The organism is Agromyces sp. P1_H4, assembly GCF_056405255.1.
Window position 1 is genome coordinate 1 of sequence record NZ_JBFUCL010000001.1, and the last position, 25,547, is coordinate 25,547.

Annotated in this window: 18 protein-coding genes; 9 read left to right on the forward strand and 9 right to left on the reverse strand. The window is 71.4% G+C overall.

Annotated elements, in window-relative coordinates; translation table 11 throughout:
- On the reverse strand, nucleotides 1-259 hold a 259-nt coding region (locus AC1DY2_RS00005; RefSeq protein ID WP_476760533.1), incomplete at its 3' end, for an arsenate reductase/protein-tyrosine-phosphatase family protein.
- Nucleotides 260-460: 201 nt separating this feature from the next.
- Here AC1DY2_RS00005 and AC1DY2_RS00010 point away from each other — a divergent pair.
- From AC1DY2_RS00010 to AC1DY2_RS00040, 7 genes are all read left to right on the forward strand, one after another.
- A complete protein-coding gene (locus AC1DY2_RS00010) occupies nucleotides 461-2,581 on the forward strand; it encodes a right-handed parallel beta-helix repeat-containing protein (RefSeq protein ID WP_476760534.1) in 2,121 nt (706 codons plus the stop codon).
- 421 nt (nucleotides 2,582-3,002) lie between these two features.
- Nucleotides 3,003-3,353 carry a hypothetical protein gene (locus tag AC1DY2_RS00015; RefSeq protein WP_476760535.1) on the forward strand — a complete coding sequence of 117 codons (351 nt, stop codon included), beginning with the start codon at nucleotides 3,003-3,005 and terminating at the stop codon, nucleotides 3,351-3,353.
- Between the two features lie 138 nt (nucleotides 3,354-3,491).
- Entirely contained in the window at nucleotides 3,492-6,983 is a 3,492-nt protein-coding gene (locus tag AC1DY2_RS00020) for a PKD domain-containing protein (RefSeq protein ID WP_476760536.1), read from the forward strand.
- A gap of 28 nt (nucleotides 6,984-7,011) precedes the next feature.
- Entirely contained in the window at nucleotides 7,012-7,944 is a 933-nt protein-coding gene (locus tag AC1DY2_RS00025; RefSeq protein ID WP_476760537.1) for a glycosyltransferase family 2 protein, read from the forward strand.
- A 14-nt stretch (nucleotides 7,945-7,958) separates the two neighbouring features.
- Nucleotides 7,959-9,074 carry a glycosyltransferase gene (locus AC1DY2_RS00030; protein WP_476760538.1) on the forward strand — a complete coding sequence of 372 codons (1,116 nt, stop codon included), beginning with the start codon at nucleotides 7,959-7,961 and terminating at the stop codon, nucleotides 9,072-9,074.
- Nucleotides 9,058-10,524, forward strand: coding sequence for a lipopolysaccharide biosynthesis protein (locus AC1DY2_RS00035; RefSeq protein ID WP_476760539.1), 1,467 nt, complete (start codon nucleotides 9,058-9,060; stop codon nucleotides 10,522-10,524). The genes AC1DY2_RS00030 and AC1DY2_RS00035 overlap by 17 nt, the downstream gene beginning before the upstream one ends.
- The gene (locus tag AC1DY2_RS00040) at nucleotides 10,511-11,539 is read left to right on the forward strand and encodes a glycosyltransferase family 4 protein (protein WP_476760540.1); all 1,029 of its coding nucleotides are present in this window, start codon (nucleotides 10,511-10,513) and stop codon (nucleotides 11,537-11,539) included. The genes AC1DY2_RS00035 and AC1DY2_RS00040 overlap by 14 nt, the downstream gene beginning before the upstream one ends.
- 15 nt (nucleotides 11,540-11,554) lie before the next feature.
- Here AC1DY2_RS00040 and AC1DY2_RS00045 read toward each other — a convergent pair whose 3' ends face one another.
- From AC1DY2_RS00045 to AC1DY2_RS00075, 7 genes are all read right to left on the reverse strand, one after another.
- Nucleotides 11,555-12,559 (reverse strand): glycosyltransferase, encoded by a 1,005-nt coding sequence (locus AC1DY2_RS00045; RefSeq protein WP_476760541.1) that lies wholly within the window; start codon nucleotides 12,557-12,559, stop codon nucleotides 11,555-11,557.
- The gene (locus AC1DY2_RS00050) at nucleotides 12,559-14,052 is read right to left on the reverse strand and encodes a tyrosine-protein kinase domain-containing protein (protein WP_476760542.1); all 1,494 of its coding nucleotides are present in this window, start codon (nucleotides 14,050-14,052) and stop codon (nucleotides 12,559-12,561) included. Before AC1DY2_RS00050 ends, AC1DY2_RS00045 begins: the two co-directional genes overlap by 1 nt.
- Before the next feature lie 46 nt (nucleotides 14,053-14,098).
- Nucleotides 14,099-16,333, reverse strand: a complete 2,235-nt coding sequence (locus tag AC1DY2_RS00055; RefSeq protein WP_476760543.1) for a glycosyltransferase — start codon at nucleotides 16,331-16,333, stop codon at nucleotides 14,099-14,101.
- Nucleotides 16,330-17,568: a DUF1972 domain-containing protein gene (locus tag AC1DY2_RS00060; protein ID WP_476760544.1), complete on the reverse strand. Its 1,239-nt coding sequence runs from the start codon at nucleotides 17,566-17,568 to the stop codon at nucleotides 16,330-16,332. Before AC1DY2_RS00060 ends, AC1DY2_RS00055 begins: the two co-directional genes overlap by 4 nt.
- Nucleotides 17,568-19,025 carry a sugar transferase gene (locus tag AC1DY2_RS00065; RefSeq protein WP_476760545.1) on the reverse strand — a complete coding sequence of 486 codons (1,458 nt, stop codon included), beginning with the start codon at nucleotides 19,023-19,025 and terminating at the stop codon, nucleotides 17,568-17,570. Before AC1DY2_RS00065 ends, AC1DY2_RS00060 begins: the two co-directional genes overlap by 1 nt.
- Before the next feature lie 425 nt (nucleotides 19,026-19,450).
- On the reverse strand, nucleotides 19,451-20,155 hold the full coding sequence (locus tag AC1DY2_RS00070; protein WP_476760546.1) for an alpha/beta fold hydrolase: 705 nt from the start codon (nucleotides 20,153-20,155) through the stop codon (nucleotides 19,451-19,453).
- Complete coding sequence (locus AC1DY2_RS00075) at nucleotides 20,098-21,105, reverse strand: EamA family transporter (RefSeq protein ID WP_476760547.1); 1,008 nt, start codon at nucleotides 21,103-21,105, stop codon at nucleotides 20,098-20,100. Before AC1DY2_RS00075 ends, AC1DY2_RS00070 begins: the two co-directional genes overlap by 58 nt.
- Nucleotides 21,106-21,309: 204 nt before the next feature.
- On the opposite strand from AC1DY2_RS00075, the gene AC1DY2_RS00080 reads away from it, so the two are divergent.
- Both AC1DY2_RS00080 and AC1DY2_RS00085 read left to right on the forward strand, forming a co-directional pair.
- Nucleotides 21,310-22,353, forward strand: coding sequence for a zinc-dependent alcohol dehydrogenase family protein (locus AC1DY2_RS00080; RefSeq protein WP_476760548.1), 1,044 nt, complete (start codon nucleotides 21,310-21,312; stop codon nucleotides 22,351-22,353).
- Between the two features lie 159 nt (nucleotides 22,354-22,512).
- Complete coding sequence (locus AC1DY2_RS00085) at nucleotides 22,513-24,405, forward strand: adenylyl cyclase (RefSeq protein WP_476760549.1); 1,893 nt, start codon at nucleotides 22,513-22,515, stop codon at nucleotides 24,403-24,405.
- 115 nt (nucleotides 24,406-24,520) lie between these two features.
- Here the strand turns inward: AC1DY2_RS00085 and AC1DY2_RS00090 are convergent, their stop codons facing one another.
- Nucleotides 24,521-25,495, reverse strand: a complete 975-nt coding sequence (locus AC1DY2_RS00090; protein ID WP_476760550.1) for a LacI family DNA-binding transcriptional regulator — start codon at nucleotides 25,493-25,495, stop codon at nucleotides 24,521-24,523.
- Nucleotides 25,496-25,547 lie beyond the last annotated feature (52 nt).

Consider the following 25,547-nt stretch of genomic DNA (forward strand, 5'->3'; position numbering starts at 1 on the left):
CCGCGACCAGGATGAGATCCGCCGTCGCCACATCGCCGACCGTGAGGGCGCGGGCTCGGTGCGCCGAAGTCGCCTCGAGGTCGGGCAGTCGTTCAGCTGCCGCCCTGCACATCGGCAGCCCTGCGGTGACGTCGGTGCCCGCGCTCGCCAGCGCCACCCGCTGTGCGCCGGCCTCCCGCAGCACCGACTGCAGGACCGCCGCCGCGTACGGCGAGCGGCACTGGTTGGCGGTGCACACGAGCAGGATGTGGTCGGCCATCGTGGGCGAGCCTATGCCGTAACGTCTCGTCTGCAGCGCGAGGGAGCGGAGAGAATACTCCGAATGGGAGCGTTATCTCAGGAGATTTGACACTGCCCAAGGCCTTTGTAACACTTTCGTGACCTTGCCGGAGCCCCAGGGCACGTGGTCTCCATCCCTCGACTCGGAACACTGATACGTAACTCCATGACTTCATCACGCATGCCGATTTTCCGCTCCTCCACCCCCCGTCTCACACTCAACCGCCTCCTCTCCCTCTCCGTTGCGGCCATCGCCGCCGCCGCGTCGCTCGCCACCGTCGGGCTCGTCGCCTCACCCGCGCAGGCGGCGTCGACGGCCGTCGCGCCGACGTCGGCGGCATCCGTCGTGGAGGCCCAGGCCCCCGCGCTCTATCGCCCCACCGACCCGAAGCGACTGCTCGCCGGCGTCGAACTCGCCGCCGGTGAGTCGCGCGTCGTCGACGTCGCCGGCGGTCCCGCCGGCGCGACGGCCGTCTGGCTCAACGTCACCGGAACCCGCGCTCCGGCCGGCGCCACGCTCGCCGTGTGCGCGGCCGACGTGGGCGTCGCCGACTGCCTGGCGAAACCCACCCTGAAGAGCAAGGCGGGCGAGGCGGCATCCTCCCCGGCGCCGGTGGCCCTCGGCGCCGGCCGCCAGATCCTGGTCGTGGCGACCGCCGCGACGACCGTCTACGTCGACCAGAGCGGATTCCTCATCAAGGCCGACTCCGCGACGCCGACCGATTCGCGCTACCAGGCGGTGAGCCCGGCGAGTGCAGCGAACGACCTCCAGATCGCCGAACGGGAGAGCAAGACCGTGACCATCCCGGGCGTGCCCGCGGACGCCACGGCCGTCGCGGTGAACCTCACCTCCAACGGCTTCTCGAACTCCAGCTACGTCGCGGCCTGCCCCGCCGGTCAGAGCACCTCCGACTGCGCGAGCACCTCGGTGCTGAACCCCATCTCGGGCAGTGACCGCGCGAAGTTCGCGATCGTCAAGCTCGGCGGTGCCGACCGCAACCAGATCGCGCTCTACAACAACGTCGGCACGGGACGGCTGGATGTCGACGTGCTGGGCTTCTTCCGGCAGTCCGCCACGGCACAGGACGGCGGCATCATGCAGGGGACGACCGCGGCCGTGCCGACGGAGTCCGTCGTCGCGAAGTCAGGCGGGTCCGTCGCCCTCCCGCTGACCGGGGTGAAGGCCGGCACGCGGGCGGTGCTCGTGAAGTTCGACGTCGCGGGGCAGTGGCGTGACACGGCGATCGCCGCGGCCATCGGTTCGTCGGCGAAGACCGCCGTGATGAACGCCTCCCCCGACGTCACGTCCACCAATACGGTGCTGCTCCCCGTCTCCGCGGGAAGCGACGCCATCACGGTCTCGACGAGCGACGCCAGTGTTCGCGTGACGGCCCGGGTGCTCGGCGAGGTCGTCGATCCGACGGCGGCGGCCACCCCGGTGCCCACGCCCACGCCCACCCCGACGCCGACGCCCACCCCGACGCCCACGCCCACCCCGACGCCGACGCCGACGCCCACCCCGACGCCGGCCGTGCCGGATGCGGCGAGCACCGGAGTGCCCGCCGGCACGGCGCTCACGGTGCATGACGGCGACCTCGTGATCACCACGGCGGGCACGGTCATCGACGGCCTCGACATCCGCGGCACCGTCTCGGTGCGTGCAGACAACGTCACGATCAAGAACTCCATCGTGCGCGGCAAGCCGCTGACCTACACGACGGCGATGATCAGCAACAACAAGGGCAACACCGGCCTGAAGATCATCGACACCGAGATCTTCCCGAGCCAGGCATCGCCGTACGCGATGGGCATCATCGGCAAGAACTTCACCGCGACTCGACTGGACATCCACGGCGTGATCGACGGCATCCACCTCGTGGGCGGGAACGTGACGGTCGAGGGGTCGTGGCTCCACGACAACCTCCACTACGAGAGCGACCCCAACCACGGCGGGACGCCGAGCCACGACGACTCCGTGCAGATCCAGGCGGGCAGCAACATCCGGTTCGTGGGCAACAACATCAGCGGCGCCACCAACTCGGGCATCCAGATCACCCAGGACGCGGGCATCGTGTCGAACGTCACCTTCGAGCGCAACCTGCTCGACGGCGGCGGCTGCACGATCAACATCGCGGAGAAGGGCCAGGGCCCGATCGCGGGAGTGGTCATCAACGACAACACGTTCGGACGGACCACCAAGGTCGAGAACTGCGCGGTCATCTCACCCTCGACGACCGTCCCGTCCCTGGCGCGGAACTACTACACCCCGGACAACACCCTCGTCACCGTGCACCGCGGCTGACCGCGGGACTCCCCCTCGGGCGGGTCCTCGTGTTTAATGGCTGAACGATCGTCAGGCCTGACGATCCGTCCAGAGACACGAGGGCCCGCCCGATCGGTTTCCGCCCGGACGGGCAGTGGGGCGGTTTGCGATGGCTGCATCGACAGGTTCCGAACCCGACGGGACGAGACGCGGACGAGCCCGGTGGTGGTGGATCGCCGGCGCGACGGCGGTCATCGCTGCGGTGGTCGTCGCGGTCCTCGTCTGGCCGCGCGGCGGCACGACGGCCGAATCGGGGCCGACGGCGGGATCGGCGCGGCCAACCTCCTCGGACACCGCCTCACCGCAACCCACGACGACCGCGCCGGCCAGCGGTGATCCGACGCCTCCGGTGGAGGCTCCGCCGGTCGGGTTCGACGAAACGGCAGAGGTCGTTCCCGGGGTGACGTTCGCCATCTCGGGACTCGAGGCGGTCGAGGGTGAGGCAGCGGGTCGTGGTGAGGTCGCCGGACCGGCCATCCGCTTCCGCCTCGAGATCGTCAACGGAACCTCGGAGCCGGTGCCACTCGGAACGACCGTCGTCAACGTGTTCGCGGGTCCCGATCAGAACCCGGCACCCGAGCTGAGCGGTCCCGGAGCAGAGCCGTTCCCCGCGGAGGCCGGCGCCGGCGGCGAGGCATCCGGTGTCTTCGTCTTCAACGTGCCGCCCGACCAACGCGGAGACGTGACGATCTCGGTGGACTACGCCGTCGGGGTTCCCGTCGTCGTGTTCCACGGCGCTGCGCCGCGCTGAGCACAGATCCAGCGGCGACCCCGAACGGGGGCTGTCGATCCCCCGTTCGGGGGAGATGGAAATGAGGAATCGTCACTTAGACTTTGGCCAACGGCGCGTACCCGAATCGTGCCCTTGAAGCCAACCCGAGGCCTCCTGATGCGCACAGCCATTCGTACCCCCTTCCGTCTGGTGGCGCTGTCCACGGCTGCGGCCGTGGCGGCATCGCTGTTCCTGGCGGCCAGCCCCGCCACAGCCGACACCGCTCCGCCGGATCCCGGCACGCCGGTGACGATGGCGGCCGACGCCCTTCCGACGGTCCAGATCGACGGGGTCGTGTGGTCGCAGGCGATCGTCGGCAACACCGTCTACGTCGGCGGCGAGTTCACGACGGCGCAACCGGCGGGAGCTGCGGCGGGAGCGAACACCGTGCCGCGGGCGAACCTGCTCGCGTACAACCTGACGACCGGAGTCCTGGTCGACTCCTGGAACCCCGGGACCAACGGTGCCGTGCAAGCCGTCGTGGCATCGCCGGACGGCTCTCGCATCTACATCGGCGGCAACTTCACCACCGCGGGCGGGCAGAACCGGTACCGTGTCGCGGCATTCAACACCGCGACCGGCGCGCTCGTCTCCCCCTGGAACCCCGGCACGAACGCCCGGGTGACCTCGCTCGCCGCCACCAACTCCACCCTGTACGTGGGCGGCGCCTTCTCCAGCGCCAGCAACACCACGCGCACCAAGCTCGCCGCCTTCAACACCTCGACGGGTGCCCTGCTCCCGTGGACTGCGACCATCAACGACGGCGGCGTGGAGGCGCTCACCGTCAAGGCCGACGGCAGCCAGGTGGTCGTGGGCGGCTCATTCACCTCGGTCAACGGCTCCTCGAGCCCCGGGTACGGGCTCGCCTCGCTGAACGGCACGACCGGCGCTGTGCTGCCGTGGGCGATCAACTCCAAGGTGCGCAACGGGACGAGCCAGGGCGCGATCCTCAGCCTCAGCTCCGATGCGAACAGCGTCTACGGTACGGGCTACACGTTCGGCCGCGCGGGCGGAACACTCGAGGGAACCTTCAAGGCGAGCTGGAACGGCGGTGCCCTGGAATGGGTCGAGGACTGCCACGGCGACACCTACTCCGCGGTGCCCATCGGCGACGTCGTGTACACGACCGCGCACGCCCACTACTGCGGCAACGTCCCCGGCGGGTTCCCGCAGACGGATCCGTGGACCTTCTATCGCGGACTCGCCTTCACCAACTACCCCGACGGCGTCGCCGGCCGCGATCCCTACGGATACACGAACTGGCAGGGCACGCCGGCGCCCCGCATGCTGACGTGGTACCCCGAGATCAATTCGGGCAGCTTCACCGGGCAGAACCAAGGACCGTGGAACATCGCCACCAACGGCCAGTACCTCTCGTACGGCGGCGAGTTCACCATCGTGAACAACAAGCGCCAGCAGGGCCTCGTGCGGTTCGCCCTCAAGGAGATCGCGCCCAACAAGCAGCCACCGCGCATCACTGCTGCCGAGTTCGTGCCGCGGGGCCTGGGCATGGCGGCGGGCGCCGTCGGGGTCAGCTGGGTCTCCAACTTCGACCGCGACAACGAGGCCCTCGTGTACCGCGTGTACCGCGACGGCGACATGACGACGCCGGTGTACGAGACCACCTCGCGCTCGGTCGTGTGGAACCGGCAGCGCATCGGCTTCACCGACACGGGCTTGGCGCCCGGGAGCAGCCATACGTACCGACTGCGCGCCATCGACGCGTTCGGCAACATGAGCACCGGTGACTGGACCACGCTGGCCGCCGGCACGACGGGATCGCTGAGCTCGTACAACACGACGGTGCTCGCGGATGCCGCGAAGTACTGGCCGCTCGGTGAGGCGAGCGGGTCCACCGTCTCCGACTGGGAGTCGGGAGACCACGCCACCGCGAACACCGGGGTCACGCGTGGCGTGACCGGGGCGATCGCCGGGGATCCCGGCAAGGCGTCGCGCTTCAACGGCACCACGAGCGGGTACGTCTCGAGCAACACGCTGCAGGTGCCGCCGAACACGTTCACGATCGAAGCCTGGTTCAAGACGGCCTCGATCACCGGCGGGAAGATCATCGGCTTCGGCAGTTCGGTCTCGGGCAACTCGAGCAGGAACGACCGCCACATCTACATGGACAACGCGGGACGGATCAACTTCGGCGCGTTCCCCGGAACGGCGCAGATCGTCAGCTCTGGCGCGGGCCTCAACAACAACCAGTGGCACCACGTGGCCGGGACGCTCGGTCCGGCCGGCATGGCCCTCTACGTCGACGGGGTCCGCGTTGCACAGCGGACGGATGTCACCGTGGGTGACATGTACCTGGGGTACTGGCGCATCGGCGGCGACAACGTCAGCGGCTGGCCGAACCGCCCCACGAGCAACTACTTCGCCGGTGACATCGACGAGGCGGTCGTGTATTCCAAGGTGCTCTCCGCCAGTGCGATCGCGAACCACTACCAGCTCGGGAAGACCGGCGTCGGCAGCAACCAGCCGCCGGTTGCCGCCTTCACCTCGACGTCCGACGGGCTCACCGTCGCGGTCGATGGGCGCGGATCGACGGATTCGGATGGAACCGTCGCCTCGTACGCCTGGAACTTCGGCGACGGCTCGACCGGCAGTGGAGCGACGGCCACGCACCTGTACGGGACCGCCGGCACCTACACCGTCACCCTCACGGCGACCGACAACGGCGGAGCCGCTGGCTCGGTGAGCAAGCAGGTCACCGTGAAGGCGAACAACCAGGCGCCCGTCGCCGCGTTCACCGCCACGCCCAGCGGACTCTCGGTCGCGGTCGACGGTGGCGGGTCCTCCGATCCCGACGGCACGATCGCCTCGTACGCCTGGAACTTCGGCGACGGTGCGACCGATACCGGAGCGACGGCCTCGCATGCCTACGCGGCCGGCGGGACCTACACCGTGACGCTCACGGTGACCGACAACAGCGGAGCGACCGGCACCGACACCGAGTCGGTGACCGTCTCGGAGCCGGGGCAGCCGGTGCCGTTCGCTCGTGACGCCTTCGAGCGCGCGACGACGGGCAGCCTCGGCACCGCCGATCTCGGCGGCACGTGGAGCGGATCGAGCTCGAACCTCGCCGTGAACGGCGGGGCCGCCAGGATCACGGCGGGCGCGGGCGCGACGACGACGAGCCTGCTCAACGGCGCGACGTCGACTGACACTGACGTGACGGTCGAGCTGGCGCTGCAGCAGGCGGCTTCCGGCGGGGGCGCCTACGTGTCGGTGATCGGCCGTGCCGTCGGCGGCGACGACTACCGCGCGAGGGTGAAGGTCTCGTCGGCCAACGTGGTGCAACTGCAGCTCATGCGCGGCGGAACGACGCTGCAGGCGGTGAACATCGCGGGCATCACGTACGCGACGGGGCAGCAGCTGCAGGTGCGACTCCAGGTGACGGGCACGTCGCCCACGACGATCCGTGCGAAGGTCTGGACGGTCGGCTCGGCAGAGCCCGCGGCGTGGCAGCTCACGACCACGGATGCCACGGCAGCCCTCCAGGCACCGGGCGGGCTCGGTCTCTCGGTCTACGTGAGCGGCACGGCGACCGTCGTCCCGCTGACCGTGGCCCTCGACGATCTCGTGGCGCAGCCGGCCGGATGAGCACGGACCGAGGGCGAGGGAGGACCCGATGCCGGCTCTGGACCGCATCCGCGTCGTCATCGCCGTGCTCACATTCCGGCGGCCGCATGACCTCGCCGAGGTGATCCCGGAGCTCATCGAGCAGGCGGCCACGGTCGAGGCGGACGTCACGATCCTCGTGGTCGACAACGACCCCGAGGGCGGCGCGGCAGCACAGGTCCAGGCCTTCGCCGTCGGGCACCCCGTCCGCTATGTCCACGAGCCCGTGCCCGGCATCGCGTCGGCGCGCAACCGTGCCCTCGCGGAATCCGTCGCTGCCCGGCTCCTGGTCTTCATCGACGATGACGAGCGGCCGGCGCCCGGCTGGCTCGGACTGCTCCTCGAGACGTGGCGCGCCGAACGGTGCGCCGCGGTCGTCGGGCCCGTGATCTCCAGGTTCGACGAACCGCCGAACGACTGGATCGCCGCCGGGCGCTTCTTCGTGCGCCGGCGCATGCCCACCGGAACGCGGGTCGAGATCGCTGCCACGAACAACCTGCTCCTCGACCTCGAGGTCGTGCGACGCATCGGCGCCCGGTTCGATCCCCGATTCGGCATCAGCGGCGGATCGGACTCGGCATTCACGAGGCACGTCCGCACGCACGGCGGCGACATCGTCTGGTGCGACGAGGCCGTCGTCCACGACATCGTGCCGCCGGATCGAGTCAGCCGCGACTGGGTGCTGCGCCGCGCCTATCGGATCGGCAACGCCTGGAGCCGCATCCACCTGACCAGCGCGAGGACAGGTCGCCGCGCGATCGTACGCGGGGCACTGCTGGTCAGAGGGTCGGCCCGTGTGGTCATCGGAGCCCTCCGGTTCGCGTCGGGTCTCGTGACCCGGCGGGCGGTCGACAACGCTCGCGGCCTCCGTCTGGCTGCGCGAGGCGCCGGAATGCTCACCGGCGCCCTCGGCCTGGTGTACTCCGAGTACAAGCGGACCTGAGGCAGGGGGTCCAGGTGCGGCTGCGTCCCATTCGTACGGCGCGAGCCAGGGTCTACCAGACCCTGCGCACCGCCCACCTGGAACGCGCCCATGAGCTCGCCCCCGCTGCGATCCTGTTCACGTCGCGACGCTACGACTTCGACGAGCGGCTCCTCGCCGGACTCGACGTCGTGCAGGCAGGCCGCTGGCGTACGGCGGCGATGCTCGCCCGCTCACGCGTCCACGAGCTCGAGGTCAACGAACCGCTTATGCTCCCGGCCGTGCGTGGTGCCGCGCTCGCGGTCGCGGCGGTCCGGCTGAAGGCGGCGCTCACCGGCGAGACGGCGCGCGTCGTCTGCTACGCCATCGGGAACGAGGATCCGCGGGAGCCGGCTCGCCCGCGCTCATTGCGCCGCCGGCTGGGGCGGCGGCTGGACTTCGCGCTCGGGCGTGCCGTGTGGCGGCGCCTCGACCGCGTCGTCTACGGCTCGGCGGCGGCACGCGACGTCTACGACGCCCTCATGCCGCCGCGCCACGACCTGGAGGCGAGACTGATTCCGGCGCTGCCGAGCCCGTGCACGTGCGCGTCCGGCACCATGCGAACGCGCCGGCTCGTCTTCCTTGGCGCGTTCGCGGAACGCAAGGGCTTCCCGCTCGTCCTCGCGGCGTGGGTGTCGGTGCGGGCGGAGCTCCCCGACGCCGTCCTCGTTCTGCTCGGCAAGGGTGCTCTCGGTGACGAGGCTGAGGCGGCGGCATCCGGCGACCCCCGGATCGAACTGGTGGTCGACCCGAGCCGGGAACGGATCCATCGCGAGCTCAGAGGCGCCAGCGTGGTGGCGCTGCCCTCCCAGCCGGTCGCCGGGTGGCGCGAGCAGATCGGACTGCCGATCGTCGAGGGGCTCGCCCACGGCTGCACGGTCGTCACGACCACCGAGACCGGGCTGGCCGACTGGCTGGGCCGCACCGGACATCGGGTCGTCGGCGTGCCGACGAACGCGGGCGAGCTGGCGGAGGCACTCGTGGATGCGCTTCGACGTCCCATCCCGCCGGCCACCGTCCTCGCCGGCCTCCCCGACGTCGACGGGCGCCGCGCCGCTGACGCCTGGCTGTTCGACGGCGCTGAGGGGAGGCGCCATGCTGGGGTCGCGTAGCCGTGCTGCTCGCGCTGCCCGAGCGGGCGCCACGGCGGCCGGCTCCACCGGCTCGGACGGATCGACCGAGTCCGCCGGGTACACCGGTCGGCGGGAGCGCGGGCTCTGGGGAGTGGTGGGATCGACGGCGACCGCGAAGGTGCTCGTCATGGCACTGTCGGGGGTGCTGGGTCTCATCACCAGCCGGCTCATCATCGACCATTTCGGGACCGCCGCGTACGCGCAGTACGGGCTGCTCACCACCTTGCCGAACCTGGTCCCGTTCGCAGATCTGGGCATCGCCGCCGTCGTGATCAACGCCGTCGCGGGGTCATCAGATCCACGCCGCGATTCGTTCGTGCAGCGCACCATCGTCACCGCCGTCCGCATCCTCCTCGTCTCGGGCGCGGTCGTCGCCACCGGCGCAGTGCTCATCACCGCGCTCGGATGGTGGGAGCCCATACTCGGCGAGGGGCTCATCGCCGACGGCGGCAGCACCGCCGCCTTCCTCTGCACCGTGATCTTCGCCGTCGTCCTGCCGCTCACCGTGGGTCAGCGTATCCTCGTGGGTCTTCGTCGCACGAACCAGCAGGTCGCCACTCAGGGGATCGTGGCGCCGTTCATGCTGCTCTCCGTCGGCGCCATGGTGGTGCTGGCGGTGCCGGCGGGGAGCATGCTCGCGGTGTTCTCGTACATCGCGAGCGGCCTGGTCTCCATCGTGTGCCTCTGGCTCGCCGGACGGGCGCTGGGTTCCCAGGTCCGCACCGCGTTCCGAGCTGTGCCGAGGCTGCGCAGCGTGCCCTCCGTGCCCGTCATCGCGCTCGCGTGGCCGATGCTCGTGCAGATGGTCGCGCTGCCCCTGGCGATGCAGACGCAGCGCATCCTCATCAGCCACATGACGCGCGGCGATGAGCTCGCGCAGTTCAACCTCGCGTCGCAGCTCTTCGGGGTCATCCTGCAGACGATTGCCGCGGCCGGGCTTGCGCTCTGGCCGCTCTACGCCGCGGCACGGGCCCAGTCCCGCGTGGAGTCGCCGGTGGTGACCTCGCTGTGGTTCATGGCAGGGGGCCTGCTGCTCGCCGGCGCGCTCGCCGTCGTGTCCCCCTGGGTCGTCGCGTTCGTGACCGACGGCGCATTCCGGTTGGACGGATGGCTCGTCGCCGGGTTCGTCGTGTTCGTCGGGTTGCAGGCCGCCAAGTACCCGATCGGGATGTACATGACGGATGCACGTGGACTCAGGTTCCAGGTCGTCCCCGTCGTCATCATGGTGCCGCTGACGCTCGGCCTCAGCTGGTGGCTGATCGGCCTCCTCGGCGCGGCCGGCGCGGTGATCGCGTTGAGCGTCTCGGTCGCCCTCTGCCAGGTCATCCCCAACCTCTGGTACGTGCAGCGCGACCTGGCGCGCCGGCGCGCCGAGCCGCCGTCCGCCGACGCCGTGCAGCTCGGAGAGGGGCCGGATGCCGGTGCCTGAACGGGTGCACATCCTCTACCGGGCGGAGCGAGACCTTGCCGGGTGGGAGCAGCGCCACGCGGTCGGCGAGGTGCCGGGGCGCTGGCCCTACGGCCTCGACGCCTTGGGAGACTGCGGCCTCGACGTCGTCGCCGAGAGCATCGACCCCGTCGGGAGCGCACGATCCCGGCTCGCGCGGCTCACGCCGGCTCGAGTGCGGTCGCTGCTCATGAACGACGGAATCGGCGTGAGCTGGGACGAGTACGTCGCACAGCGGATGGTGGAGGGTCGGCCCTTCCGGCGCATGCTCACGGGCGTGATCTGGGCGACCGACGCGCTCAGTGACTCCAGCAGGCAACGACGACTGCAGGGCCTGCTCTCCGCGATGCACGGCGTCTGGGTCATCAGTCGCGCTCAGCTCGAACCCCTGCGTGCGCTCGTCGGTCCGGGCGGACCGCCGGTGGAGTTCTTCCCCTTCGGGGTCGACGCCGAGTTCTTCCCGCGATGCGCCTACCCGGAGCATCCGCTCGTGCTCAGCGTCGGCGGCGACCGCGACCGAGATCCCGAGACGCTGTTCGCCGCGCTCGCGCTGCTCAAGCGAGCCCGGCCGCAGACCGAGGTCGTCGTGCAGAGCGCATCGGATGCCACGCCGCCACCCGGCGTGACCAAGGTGCCGCGGCTCTCGCACGTGGAGCTCAGGGGCATGTACGCCCGTGCGAGCGTCGTCGTCATCGCCACCCGGCCGAACCTCCATGTCTCCGGCCTGACGGTCTCGCTCGAGGCGATGGCGACCGGACGTCCCGTCGTCATCACCGAGTCGCCGGGCATGGACGACTACCTGGACGAGGGCGACACAGCGCTCCTGGTGCCGCCGGGTCGTGCCGAGGCGCTGAGCGAACGGGTCATCCGGCTGCTCGATGATCCGCTGGCCGCCGAGCAGATGGGCGAACGCGGACGGGCCGCGGTCGAGCAGGGCCTGACCACCACCCACCTGGCGCGGAGCCTCGCCGACTTCGTGCGCACCAATGCCGGCTGACCGCGGCTCGAACGCTCAGGCGCGCACGAGCTGCACCGCCGTCGCGTAGGCCTCGCGATGCCGCTCGGCGATGACCGGCCACGTGCGTCGGGACAGGTCCGGCGACGGCGAGCGCGGGGTCTCTCGCACCGTTCGGACGGCGCGCGTCAGCACCTCGGCTGAGAGCGCCCCCGGGAAGGTGGCCACCCAGCCTGGCCCGACCTCCCGTGCGAGCCCGTCGGTGACCTCGTTCGCCGGCACCAGCACGGGCCGCTCGAGCGAGAGGGCGAGCAGTGCCGCGCCCGAGTTGTGCATCCTGCGGTACGGCAGCACGACCAGCTCGGCGCGTCCGATCTCCTCGGCCAGGTCGGCGTCCGCCAGGTAGGTCAGGGAATGGCTGATCCGGTCGTCGATGTCCGCCGACGCGCGGATGGCCACGGCGAGTTCCTGCGAGGTCGGCTCGCCGACGATGCGCAGGGTCAGCGATTCGTCGGGGAGCGCCGTGAACGCGTCGATGAGCGCCTCCACGCCCTTGTACGGACGGATCAGCCCTGCGAAGACGAGCCGCCCCCGAACGGAGGGCGGCCGGGGCATCCGTTCGAACCAGGCGCGGTACTCGCCATGGGGGATCACCACCAGGGGACTGCCCGGCCGTGCGGCCTGCGGCCTCGTCGTCGCGGGGTTGAGTGCGATCCACACGGCGGTGAGCGCATCGAGGCGGCGGAGGAGTGCGGCTTCGGCGCGGGTGACCTCCTCATGGGGCACCTCGTTGTGCAGCGTGCGCACCAGCGCGATCCGCCCGATGCGCAGGCGCACGATCAGCGCCCTGAGGAGCAGCCTCCGCGCGAGGCTGCGCGCCGGCGTCCTGCCTCGGCAGAGGCGTTCGGGCCAGTGCACGTGGACGACGTCGTACCGCGCGAACAGGGCATTGCGCCACGAGAAGCCGAGCACCTCGGTGCGCGGTCGAAGCGCCCGTACGAGTTGCACGAGGTACGGATTCGTCGTCGACCGTCCCTCGGCGAACGACTGGAGCACACGCATCAGCGTCGAGTCGACGGCTCCGCGGCTCCGCTGCCGGATGTCGGGGGCGCCGCAGCGGCTGTCGGTGCCTGGCCGTCGGGCGACCCGGATGGCCTCGATCGGTCGGCTCGGCGGGTGTCGGGTCGCTGCGAGGGCGCTTCGGCGAGCTCGCCGCGCGCACGATACTCGTACCCGCTCTCGGATCCGGAGGACGCCGGGACGCGATCGAGGATCACGCCGATGACCCGCGCGCGCACCGCGACGAGCGACTCGATCGCCCGGCCCAGCTGCCCCCTGCGCGTCCAGTTCCAACGGGCCACGACGATCGCCCCGTCGGTGAGGTGGGCGAGGCCGAGGGCGTCGCTCGCGGGCAGCAGCGGGGGCGAGTCGACGACGATGAAGTCGTACGAACGGCCGAGCGCGCCCATGAGCTCTGCCATCGCGACGGAACCGAGCAGCTGCCCGGGATTCGGCGGGGCGACCCCCGACGGGAGGATGTCGAGCATCCCGCCCCAGCGCTGCACCGCTTCTGCCACGTCGACCTCGCCGAGCAGCACGGTGGTGAGGCCGATCGAATCCTCGATGCCGCACTGGCGGCCGATCGCCGAGCGGCGCAGGTCGGCGTCGATGAGGAGCACGCGATCGGAGCTCTCGGCGAGCGCCAGCGCGAGGTTGATGGCCGTCGTCGACTTGCCCTCCCCGACGAGGGCGGACGTCACGACGAGGGCGCGAATCGGCTGGTCGACGTCGGCGAACTCGAGGTTCGCGCGGATGCGGCGGTAGGACTCGGCCTGCGGCCCGTGCGGCGCGGTGCGCATCACGAGGTTCGACGAGCGGCGTCCGGCGCGCCGGCTGACCGTGCCGAGGAGCGGGGCGTCGGTGACGCGGGCGAGGTCGGCGGCGTCCCGCAGGCGGGTGTCGAGCGCCTCGGACGCGATCGCGAACACCAGCGCGACGGCCAGTCCGCCGAGGACGCCCGTGAGGACGATGAACGAGGTGTTCGGGGAGTACGGGGCGGTGGGCACGTTCGCCGGCGCGACCGTGGTCATGGTGATCGCGGGCTGGCCGCCCGGGCCCTCTGGCGAGAGCCGGGCCACGGCGCTCGACAGCGACGCCGTCACGGCGTCGGCGATCTCGGCGGCCTCCTGCGGGTCGGCGCTCGAGGCGGTGATCTCGATGATCACCGTGTTGAGCGGCGTGTCCACGGTGATGGACTTGGCCAGCGACGCCGGCGTCCGGTCGAGCTGGAGCGTCTCGACGACGGGCTCGAGCACGATCGGCATGGTGACGAGGCGTGCATAGGACTCGACGTTCTCCTGCGTGAAGGTGGATCCCTGCACCAGCTCGCTGGTGGTCTCGCCTCGGGAGGTGGAGACGAAGACACTGCTCGTCGCCCGGTACAGCGTCGGCAGCGAGGATGCGTAGAGCAGCCCGACGAGACCGCCCAGCAGGCTGAGCGCCACGATCAGGATCCAACGGCGCCGGAGGGCGTCCAGGTAGTCGCGAGGTTCCATTGCACACCTCCTCGGTGTCTCGGGTTGACGGGTGCCAGGCGCGCGTTCACGGTGGGCCGTCGCTCTCCGACATGGCGGCGAGCAGCGGCCCGCGCGCGCCGCGCCAGGGCGACGACGCACGGGATGAGCGGCCGGCGGTCGTCCGCACCGTCGCGGCCGCCGTCGCGATGCTGGTGCGATAGCGTGCAGGATCGTGCCGGCCCGCCGCGACGATCCGATCGTCGGCGGCGAGCGCACGGAAGCCCGACCAGTCGTCGATGACGGCCCCGAGCGCGTCCCGCAGGGCTGCGGCATCCCCCGGCACGACGCGCTGCATCGAACGGAACCCGGCGGATGCCTCGCGCAGGCCCGACGTATCGCTCACCACGACGGGTCGGGCGGCGAGCGCTCCCTCCACGGCCGTGTTCCCGAAGCCCTCCTCCATCCGGGAGGGGACGACGAGCACATCGCAGTGGGCGAGCACCGGCCACACCGCATCGCGGTAGCCGAGGAAGCGGACCGCCCCCTGAAGCGCGGGATCGTCGGCGAGCTCGTGCAGCGCCCTGACCACCTCCTCGCCGCCGGGAGCAGGCGAGCCGGCGATCTCGAGCGTCGCGTCCACGCCTGCAGCGCGGAGGGCAGCCACCGCCGTGATGGCGGTGTCCACTCCCTTGCGTGCGGAGAGCCGTCCGACGTAGGCCACCCGGAAGGTTCCGTCCAGCCGCTCCCGCGAGGCTGCGGGCCGGTCGGGCCCCTGGATGCCGTTGGGGACCACCACGGTTCGATCGCGGAGCGCCGGATACACGCCGGACACGACCTCCACGCAGTAGGCGCTGTTGGCCAGGACCGCGTGCGCGAGCAGCAATGGCGTCGCCAGCGCCCGGCGAACCGCCGGGTGCGCAGATTGCTCGGCCTCATGCACGTGTGCGATGCTGGGCCGCCGCGTCAGGCGGGCGAGCACCAACCACAGCGGGAGCGTCACCGTGCTGACGTAGACGACATCGGGTCGTTCCTCGAGCATGAGCCGGAGCCCGGCGACGAGCCCTCTGAGGCTCTCGACGACGAGTGTGACCGATCCGAGCGGCCGCAGGAGGCTTCGGCGCAGCACCGGGGTCGGGCAGTACCGCACCCGAACCCCTCGGCGCTCGAGCTCGTCGACGAGCGGGCCGCCGCGTGGCAGGGTCACGATCACGTCGTTCCCCCCGGCGAGGAGCCCCTCGACGCTCTCGAGCACCATGCGATCCGACCCGAAGAGGTCTGCCGACGGGTGGGCGACGAGCACCTTCGGACTCGGTTCGGCCGGTCGCGATGGTTCGGCGTGGTCGGTGGACACCGCGTGGTCGGCAGCTCGGCGCTCTCCGGGACGGCGCGGTGCATGCCTGAGGGCGATGCCCGCGCCCGCGGCGGTACCCCGGAGTGCCGCCCAGATCAGGGGGAGCGGTCGTCGCAGCAGCGCCCGGCGGCCTCCACGTTGCACGACACGCCAGGCGTGGTTCGGTGCATGCGTGAGCCAGGCGAGCATGGTGCGTCGGGGAAGGTACGAGCCCGCGAAGATCATGCGATTGCGGCAGTTGTAGTAGACGTACGCCGAGGACTTGCCTGTTGCGTGCTGCGTCCCCCCGACGCTGTGGACGACCGAGACGTCGCTTCGGACGCCGAGCCGGCCGCCGACCTGGCGGCAACGCCACGAGAGCTCGATGTCCTCCCAATAGAGGAAGTAGGCCTCGTCGAACCCGCCCATCCGGTCCCACAGGTCGCGGTGCACGATGAGGCACGCACCCGTGAGCCAGCCGTTCGCCGCGGAACTGTCGGAGCCGGGTGCCGTGCTCGTGATGCCTCGGTCGACGCGCAGGACCGCGCCCTCGAACCAGGTCGTGCCGTCGTCTCGGACGATCCTCGGCGCGAGCATCCGCAGCGGATCGGCGACGCAATCGCGATGGAGCTCGGCGAGGACCTCGGGCTCGATGCGCGCATCGGGGTTCAGCAGCAGGAAGGAGGTGCACCCGAGCGCCTGCGCGCGGGCCACGCCCGCGTTCATCCCGGCACCGAAGCCCACGTTCTGGGGAAGCGCCACCAGGTGCCAGCCCATCCGGTGCGCGAGGTCGCGCACCGCCTCGGCCTCTGCCTCGGTGGTGTGGTTGTCGACCACGACGACGTGGTCGGCGACCGGGCGTGGGTCGTGCGCGGCGAGGTTGCGCCGCAGCAACTCGCTCGAGCCGTGGTTCACGACCACCACGGCCAGTGGGCCTTCTCGGGCAGCACTCCACGTGGCCCCCTCGTCGCCACGGATGCGCGCGCTCATGGGCTGGTCCTCCTGATGACCGCGGGAGTGGTCGCGGAGGTGGACGCCGGCAGCTGGAACGGGTGGCGCTGCGCTCGTCGCGCGACCGAGATGCGCGAGCTGGCACCGCCGTGCAGGTCCAGTGCCAGCGCCTCGTACGCAAGGGCGACGTCGTCCCACCGGTACCGCACCCGGACTGTCTCCCGCAGGGCCACGCCGTCGCGAACGGCGACGGCCGGCGCCTCCTCGGCGGCCTCGAGGAGGGCGCTGAGGGATGCTGCGTGGTCGAAGTACCGACCGTGATCGCCGGCGACCTCGCGATTGAACGTGACGTCCCACGCGATCACAGCCGAGCCGGCGCCCATGGCTCGGAGCAGCGAGGGGTTGGTCCCTCCGACGGAGTGGCCGTGCAGATAGCAGAGCGCTCCGGCATACAGCTGGTCGAGCAGGTCCTGGTCGTAGACGGCGCCGAGGAGGCGCACCCGGGGATCGTCGCGTACGTTCGCCCGCACTCGCGCCGTGTATGCGGCGGCATAGGGAGCGGAGCCCACCACGACCAGGGGGAGGGCGGCTCCCGAGCGCACGTAGCCGTCGACGATCACGTCGACGTGATTCTCGGGCTCGAATCGCGCGACCACCAGGTGGAATCCCTTCCAGGACAGCCCGAGTTCGCCGAGTCGGTCGCTGACGGGATCGGACTGCACGGGTGCGCCGTAGGAGATCAACCGGGTCGGAGCGCCGAACGCGTCGGCGAAGTGTTCCGCGATGCCGCGCGCATCGGCGATGAGGGCGTCGGCGTGCCGCACGGCCGACCGCTCGGCCCAGCGGTAGTACGCGCGCCCCGTCCGCCCCCACTTCCCGCGCTGCCATTCGAGCCCGTCGACGTGCACGGCGGTCGGCACTCCGCGCGCCCGGAGCAGGGGGACGAACGGCGCGTTCGCGGCATTGAACACGAACGCCACATCGGGGCGCCGGTGGGTGATGGCGTGCACGACCGACAGGGCGGTGTGGCTGAGCGTCTCCGCCGTCTTCAGCTTCAGCGCGGGCAGGTGCACGAGGCGCATCTCGGCGTACTCGTGGCGGGGCGCATCCGTCGACGCGCGGCAGTACACGGTGACCTCGTGGCCCCGTGCGGCGAGGCGTGAGCCGACCTCTTCCACCGCCGTCTCGAATCCGCCGTATGCCGCCGGAACGCCGCGCGTGCCGATCATCGCGATCCGAAGCGGCGAAGGAGGCGCGACCGGAAGCGTGGCCATCAGTACGCCCCCTCGCCCTTGGCGACGACCTTGGCGGTTCGCCACACGATCATGAGGTCGCCCGTGAGGGACCAGTTCTCGACGTAGTAGAGGTCGAGCCGCACGCTCTCCTCCCAGCTGAGGTCGGAGCGCCCGCTGATCTGCCACAGGCCCGTGAGGCCCGGCTTGATCATCAGCCGGCGCTTCACCTGCTCCTCGTAGCACTCCGCCTCGGCGACGAGGGGGGGCCTCGGCCCGACGACGCTCATGTCACCGACGAGGATGTTCCAGAACTGGGGCAGCTCGTCGAGTGAGTGCGCGCGGAGCTTCCGGCCGAGGCGGGTGACGCGCGGGTCGTTGCGGAGCTTGAAGAGCACGCCGGCGCCCTCGTTCTTGTCGAGCAATCCTTCCAGATCCCGTTCGGCGGTCGGCACCATGGACCGGAACTTGAGCATCTCGAACGTCTCGCCGTCGCGGCCGCACCGGGTCTGCCGGAACACCACCGGGCCGGGGCTGTCGAACCGCACCAGCAGAGCGATGACGAGCATGAGCGGGGCGAGCAGCACGAGCGCGGTGAAGGAGAAGGCGATGTCGAACGTTCGCTTCACCGCATGGCGCCACCCGGTGAACGTCGGGATCTCGACATGCAGCAGCGGCAGCCCCTCGACGGGTCGGAAGTGCACGCGGGGGCCGGCGACATCGGTGAGCCGCGATGACAGCACGAGCTCCGTGGCGGTTCCCTCGAGGTCCCAGCTCAGCTGGCGGATCGCGTCGCCACCGTTGCCGTACGGCCCCGTGACGATGACGGCGTCGGCATGTTGGGCCGCCGCTGCGGCTGCCGCGCCGGCGGTGCCCGAGACGACGGGGATGCTGGTGCCGGCCACGGTCAATTCCGACCGGTCGTCGTCGACGGCTGCACCGACCACGGCGAACCCGGCCCCCGCGTCGCGGGTGATCTGGCGGGCGACGTATTCGACGTCGTGGCGCGCGCCGACCACGATCGCCCGCGACAGGTACGCTCCGCGTCGGCGTTGGAGGAAGAGCCACCGACGCCACTTCCAGCGGCTGACGAGGAGTGCGATCGCCCCGATCGGCGCGGCGACGAGCAGGTGCCAGCGCGGGCCAGTGCTTGCGGGGAGCATGAGGAGCAGGATGGCGCCGAGCCCGAATGCGGTCGCCGTGGCGTTGAGCACGCGCTTGTACTCGGCTGCCCCGACCCCGATCACATGCGGATCGCGTGAGTGGAAGCCGCTGAGGGCCACCAGCCAGATGACCGCCGTGACGATCGGGATGCCCGCCGGTTGGAGGAGCTCCTCGGCTGCGACCCGTGGGTTCGGGTTCAGCACCATGAGCCGCACGGTGACGGCCGCGAGCGTGGCAGCGGCGATGACCGCGGCGTCGGTGAACCGCAGTCGATCCTGGTACCGGCGTGTCCAGCGCGGGCCGGAAGCCGGCACGTCGCCGGCTGCCGCGACCACCGGTCGGTCCCGGGCCGAGCGGCGGACCGTCGATGGGACGACGGGCGTGAGTCTCGACGGAAGGCCGCTCATGCTCGCGTCCGGATGCGACGTGAGGATGTTCGGGTATTCAGGGGCCGGCGAGGTCGCCGACGATATGCAGGCTTCATCGTGCTTCTTCGATTGGGGACTCGGGTTCGAAGAATGACCGGAGGGGACCGGTTGGAAGCGGCCTGCTGTCGTGCAGGTTACGGCAGCTGGTCGTGCGGAGTGCCATCTCAGGGGAGAGATATGTACATCTCACAGGGGAGAGATGTGTCACCCACGTTACGCCCGTACCTGCGCGGTTGCGTCACCCAGAAAGGGGGGCCGAGGGGGGGTTGACTGACCCTCGCCCATTAGTGAGTATTTATCGCCTTGCGTTGCGTCGCCGCGCGCAAGGCCATTCAGCCGGCCAGCGCCGCGACGATCGCCTGCCCGAGCTGCACGGGCTTGGTGAACTGGGGCCAGTGACCGGTGGGCAGGTCGACGTAGTCGACGTGCTTCACCTTGGCCAGCTCGGCCGTGAAGGGCGACCCTGCCGCGATCCACTCGACGAGGGCGGCGCTCGGGAACTCGCACGCGATGACGGTTATCGGCACGTCGTAGCGGCGCTCGTCGGCGAGCGTGATCGGGTCGTAGGCGGCGCCGACCGGCTCGGGGATCGCGCGCGCCCGGAACTCCTCGCGGAGCCCCTCGTCGAGGTCGACGAGGTCGGCGTCGTCGAACTCCGACCAGTCGGGCAGCGGGATCTCGCCGTCGACGATCGGGAGCCCGTCGTTCACGGCGCTGCCGCCGGCGAGCGGCCCCGCGTCGACGTAGACCACCCGGTGGATGCGGTCGGGTCGTGCGTCGGCGACGCCGTGCGCCACGGCCCCGCCTCCCGAGTGCCCCACGAGCACGAGCGGTGTGCCCTCGTCGAACGTGTCGACGAGCCGCACGACCGCGTCGATGTGCTCGAGCAGTCCGATGCCCGCGCGGTCGGCGGTGACGGACTCCAGGCCCGGCAGCGTGACCGGGTGCACCCGGTGCCCGGCCTCCTCGATCACCGGTGTCACGCGCTCCCACGAGGACGCGTCGAGCCAGAAGCCGGGAATGAGGATGAGGTCCATGGCTCGACGCTACTGGGGGCCGCCGACACCGGTGCCCTCCGCGCCCCGCCGGTGGCGAGCACCACGATGCCGGCGGCGAGCACCACGAGCCCGACCACGCCGCCCGCGGTCAGCGTCTCGCCGAGCACGGCGACCCCGAGGATTCCGGCGGTGAGCGGCTCGGCGAGCGTCAGCGTCGACACGGTGGCCGGGGCGAGCCCGCGCAGGCCCGCTCCGAACAGCACGTACGCGAGCGTCGTGGCGACGAGCCCGAGCCAGAGGGCCATGGCGAGTCCGGGCCCGGTGGCCAGCCATGCGGCATCCGTCATCGCGAGCATCGGGGCGCTCACCATCGCCGCCGTGCCGAAGAGGGCGCCCATGCTGCCCGTCGGCGTCCACCCGCGGTCGAGCAGCGCCTTGGCCGCGAGCGTGTAGACGGCGTACGAGGCGCCGGCGCCGAGCGACGCGAGCAGCCCGAGCGGGTCGGCCGCGGCGTGGCCCGCATCGGTCGCGGTGGCGAGGATCGCGACGCCCGCGGTGGCGATCGCGGTGGCGACGAGCCAGCGGTGTCCGGGATACCGCCGCCGCAGCATCCAGTCGACGGCCCCGGTGATGACCGGAGCCGAGCCGAGCGCGACGACGGTGCCGACCGCGACGCCGTTCGTCGCGGTGCCCGCGAAGAAGGCGGGCTGGTAGGCGAGCACGCCGGCGGCCCCGATGGCCACGATGACCCACGAGGGCAGCGGATGCCGCGTGCCGACGCCGGGCGTCGATGCGGTGGATGTCCCCGTCGCGCCGCGTCGGCGCCCGGCGAAGTGGAGGGCGAGGGCGAGGAGTCCGAGCGCACCGCCGCCGATGAGGATGCGCGCGGCGCCCACGGATGCCGCGCTCGCGTCGGGCCCGAGGGCCTGCGCGGTCCCCGTCGTGCCGAAGCACACCGAGGCGAGCAGCACGGCCACCACGAATCGCATCCCATATTGTTACACAATCCGTGACGAGGCGGGGGAAGTCGCTGACTGGCGCCGCTCCGCCCGTGCCTCGCACCCCGTCGCGGGCCGGTAGGCTCGCGGATGTCGCGGGCGACCGGCTGCGACGGGTGCCCGCCCCGCGGCATCCGCCGGGCCACCCGAACCCGAGCCGCCGCGACATCCGTCGACCCGAATCGGAGGAGCCCTGTGCGCGCCGTGCTCGTGAACGCCTTCGGTGAGCAGCCCACCCTCGCGGACGTTCCCGAACCCGCGTGCCCGCCGCGCGGTGCCGTGATCCGCGTGCGCGCCACCGGCGTCTGCCGCAGCGACTGGCACGCCTGGATGGGTCACGACGACACCGTCGTGCTGCCCCACGTGCCCGGCCACGAGTTCGCCGGCGAGATCGCCGAGCTCGGCTCCGAGGTCGACCCCGGGGCCGGCTGGAAGGTCGGCGACCGCGTCACCGCACCCTTCATCTGCGCCTGCGGCCGCTGCCCCGAATGCCTCGCCGGCAACGAGCAGGTGTGCGACGCGCAGTCCCAGCCGGGGTTCACGCACTGGGGCTCGTTCGCCGAGCTCGTGGCGGTCGACGAGGCCGCGCTCAACCTCATCCGGCTGCCCGACTCGCTCGGCTTCGTCGAGGCGGCGTCGCTCGGCTGCCGGTTCGCCACCGCCTACCGCGCCATCGTGTCGCGCAGCCGGCTCGCTCCGGGCGAGCAGATCGCGGTGCACGGATGCGGCGGCGTCGGCCTCTCGGCGATCATGATCGCCGTCGCGGCGGGCGTGAAGGTCTTCGGGGTGGATGTCTCCGACGCTGCCCTCGACGCCGCCGAGAAGCTGGGCGCGGTGCCGGTGCGCGGCGGCGACGGCGCGGCCGAACGCATCCTGGAGGCATCCGGCGGCGGGGTCGACGTGTCGGTCGACGCGTTCGGCAGCGGCGCGACGTCCTTCGCCTCGGTGCGCAGCCTGAAGAAGCGCGGCCGGCACGTGCAGATCGGCCTCATGTTCGGCGACAGCGCGCTCGCCGCGATGCCGATGGACGCGGTCATCGCCGGCGAGCTCGAGATCCTCGGCAGCCACGGCATGGCGGCCCACGAGTACCCGTCGATGCTCGGCGCGGTCGCGTCGGGCGACTTCCGCCCCATCGAGCTCGTCGGTCGCCGCATCACGCTCGACGAGGTGCCCGCGGCGCTCGACGCGATGGGCACGGCCGGCGCATCCGGGTCGGGCATGACCGTCGTCGAGCTGTAGCTCGCACCCCCTTGTGGGAACGCCCGGCGTTCCCTAGCCTGAGCGGTACGCCATCAGGTGACACGAGTCACTCACCGCGTCACGTGCCACGACGACGTCAGCGACGACGCCCGGCCGTGCGTGGTGCGCGCTCACCCTCGACGAGGAGGACACGACCGAATGAGCACCACATCACGACGCGCGCGCCGGTCGCGACGCATCGCCACGGCACTCGCCGTCACGGCGGTGATCACCGTCGCCGGCGCCGCGGGCGCCGCCAACGCCGCGCCCGGCCAGCAGATCGATCCCTTCGCACCCGACTTCGGGCCGAATGTGGCGATCGTCTCGCCCGGCACCCCGCAGGACGAGGTGCAGGCCATGCTCGACGACCTCGCCGACGCACAGGTCGACGCCGAGATGTCGACCGCCCGGCACAGCGTGCTCTTCCTGCCCGGCGCCTACGGCACCGCCGCCGACCCGCTGCAGGCTCGCGTCGGCTACTACACCGAGATCGCCGGGCTCGGCGCCTCGCCCGACGACGTCGACGTCACCGGCAAGATCGAGGTCTACAACCGCTGCCTCGCCGACGGCGGCACGTCGAACTGCCTCGCGCTCGTCAACTTCTGGCGCACGATCTCGAATCTGTCGCTCCAGGTGAACGGCACCGGACAGGACGGATGCCGCGGGTCGGCGAACTTCTGGGCCGTGTCGCAGGCGGTGTCGATGCGGCGCCTCGACATCTCGGGCGGGAACCTCTCGCTCATGGACTACTGCACCGCGGGCCCCCAGTACGCGAGCGGCGGCTTCATCGCCGACTCGCGCCTGCCGTTTGTGATCAGCGGCTCCCAGCAGCAGTGGCTCACCCGCGACAGCGCGGTGGCGGGCTGGTCGAACGCAGTCTGGAACCAGGTCTTCTCGGGCGTCGAGGGCGCACCGGATGACGCGGCCTTCCCGAACCCGCCGTACACGACGCTCGACGAGACGCCCGTGAGCCGCGAGAAGCCCTACCTCTTCGTCGACGAGAGCGGACGCTACGCCGTGCGCGTGCCCTCGGCGAGCACCGGAACCCGGGGCGTCACCTGGGCCGACGGCGAGACGCCCGGACGCACCATCCCGATCACCGACTTCCACATCGCCAAGCCGGGCGACTCGGTCGGCTCGATCAACTCCGCCCTCGCGAAGGGCAAGCACCTGCTGCTCACCCCCGGCGTGTACGACATCGCGAGCAGCATCAACGTGAAGCGCGCCGATACCGTCGTGCTCGGCATGGGCCACGCGACGCTCACGGCGGTCGACGGCGCCGTGCCGCTCAAGGTGCACGACGCGCCAGGCATCGTCGTCGCGGGCGTCACGATCGACGCCGGCACGGTCGAGTCGCCCGTGCTGCTGCAGGTCGGCCAGCCCGGCAAGGGCCACGCGAAGCAGCTCGACCCGGCCAACCCGATCACGCTCTCCGACGTGTACTTCCGCGTCGGCGGCCCGCACATCGGCAAGGCCGACACCGCGCTCGTCGTGAACAGCGACCACGTGCTCATCGACCACACCTGGGTGTGGCGCGGCGACCACGGCGTCGAGGGCTTCACGAACGGCATGAACGGCGACACCGACCGCTGGAACACGAACACCGGGCGTGTCGGCGTGGTCGTGAACGGCGACGACGTCACCGCGACCGGCCTGTTCGTCGAGCACTTCCAGACGTACAACACGGTCTGGAACGGCGAGCGCGGCACGACGGTGCTCTACCAGAACGAGCTGCCCTACGACCCGCCCACCCAGGCGGACTGGACCCAGCCCGACGGCACGCTCGGCTACCCCGGCTACAAGGTGGCCGACGACGTGACCGAGCATGCGCTCTACGGCGCCGGCGTCTACGTGTTCAACCAGAACAACCCGTCGATCGTCACCGCGAACGGGTTCGAGACGCCCGAGGGCGAGGGCATCTCGCTGCACCACATCATGACGGTGAACCTCAGCGCCGGGGTCATCGAGCACGTCGTGAACGGGTACGGCGGCACGGCCGACACCTCGGTGATCGGCACGCCCCAGTACGTCACGGACTACCCGCTGCCGTGAGGCAGTGGCGTTGACGCACTGATGCGCTGACGCGCTGCGCGTCGAGTCGCCGGCGATGACCGCTCCGGATGCCCCGGGGCCGGCCGTCGCCGGCGATTCGCGTCGTGCGGAGCCGCTACGCGGACTCGCGCGCGACGAGCGTCGGCGGGTCATGCGGCCGGGTCGGGGGAGCCGCGCCGTCGAGTGCGGCGAGCACGCACGCCGCCAGGTACGACGCCTCGTGCTCGATCGACTGGGTCACGGTCGTGAGTGGCGGCGACGCGAGCGCGGCGAGCGGCACGTCGTCGACGCCGATGACGGCGAGGTCGGCGGGCACCGCCAGCGCGGCATCCCTCGCGCCCGCGAGCACGGCGAACGCGACCTCATCGTTGTATGCGGCGACCCCGTCGACGTCGGCCTGCGTCCAGGCGGCGACGGCTGAGGCCGCCGACCCGGGGTCGACGCGCACCGGAATCACGAGCGGCTCGGCGAGCCCGTGCTCGACGCACGCCGCACGCACGCCGGCGAGCCGCCGCTCCGCGAAGTCAGAGACCCGCCGGTCGTCGGTCGTGGCGTAGCCGAGGCGGCGGCAGCCGCGGGCGATGAGCCGCTCGGCCTGCATCCGTCCGATGCGCGGCTGCGGATCCTCGAGCGCCGCCGCCTCGGTCGCATCGACGTCGTCGCCCACGACCTGGATGCCCGCCTGCCGCATCGCCCGCACGTCCTCGGGGTCGAACGGCGCGAGCCCGACCACCGTGCGCGGGGTGACGGCCCGCCACAGGTGGGCGAGGGGACGATCGCCGCGCACGTGGTGCACGAGTACCGAGAGGTCGCGCTTGGCGAGCTCGTCGGCGAGGTGGTCGAGCATCGTCTCCACGACGGGGCCGACCGGCCAGTCGGGCAGCACGCAGAGCACGAGGTCGCTGCGTCCGCTGCGCAGGGCCCGGGCGGCCGCCGAGGGCGCGTAGCCGAGCCGTGCCGCGGTCTCGAGCACTCGCCGTCGGGTCGACGGCGACACCGAGACGCCCGCCTTGTCGTTGAGCACGTAGCTCACCGTCGTCCGGGACACCCCGCTCTCGCGTGCGACATCCGCACTCGTCACTCCACCCACGGCACCTCCGGATCCTCGCCTGCCTGCACCCTAGTCGCGCGCGCGGCGATGC

What these genes read in the sequence shown, in the direction of transcription:
- AC1DY2_RS00035 (WP_476760539.1), top strand. Translation starts at nt 9,058, where the DNA reads ATGCTGGGGTCGCGTAGCCGTGCTGCTCGCGCTGCCCGAGCGGGCGCC.
- AC1DY2_RS00025 (WP_476760537.1), top strand. Translation starts at nt 7,012, where the DNA reads ATGCCGGCTCTGGACCGCATCCGCGTCGTCATCGCCGTGCTCACATTC.
- AC1DY2_RS00045 (WP_476760541.1), bottom strand. Translation starts at nt 12,559, where the DNA reads ATGCGTGTGCTCCAGTCGTTCGCCGAGGGACGGTCGACGACGAATCCG.
- AC1DY2_RS00010 (WP_476760534.1), top strand. Translation starts at nt 461, where the DNA reads ATGCCGATTTTCCGCTCCTCCACCCCCCGTCTCACACTCAACCGCCTC.
- AC1DY2_RS00085 (WP_476760549.1), top strand. Translation starts at nt 22,513, where the DNA reads ATGAGCACCACATCACGACGCGCGCGCCGGTCGCGACGCATCGCCACG.
- AC1DY2_RS00050 (WP_476760542.1), bottom strand. Translation starts at nt 14,052, where the DNA reads ATGGAACCTCGCGACTACCTGGACGCCCTCCGGCGCCGTTGGATCCTG.
- AC1DY2_RS00040 (WP_476760540.1), top strand. Translation starts at nt 10,511, where the DNA reads ATGCCGGTGCCTGAACGGGTGCACATCCTCTACCGGGCGGAGCGAGAC.
- AC1DY2_RS00075 (WP_476760547.1), bottom strand. Translation starts at nt 21,105, where the DNA reads ATGCGATTCGTGGTGGCCGTGCTGCTCGCCTCGGTGTGCTTCGGCACG.
- AC1DY2_RS00070 (WP_476760546.1), bottom strand. Translation starts at nt 20,155, where the DNA reads ATGGACCTCATCCTCATTCCCGGCTTCTGGCTCGACGCGTCCTCGTGG.
- AC1DY2_RS00060 (WP_476760544.1), bottom strand. Translation starts at nt 17,568, where the DNA reads ATGGCCACGCTTCCGGTCGCGCCTCCTTCGCCGCTTCGGATCGCGATG.
- AC1DY2_RS00020 (WP_476760536.1), top strand. Translation starts at nt 3,492, where the DNA reads ATGCGCACAGCCATTCGTACCCCCTTCCGTCTGGTGGCGCTGTCCACG.
- AC1DY2_RS00055 (WP_476760543.1), bottom strand. Translation starts at nt 16,333, where the DNA reads ATGAGCGCGCGCATCCGTGGCGACGAGGGGGCCACGTGGAGTGCTGCC.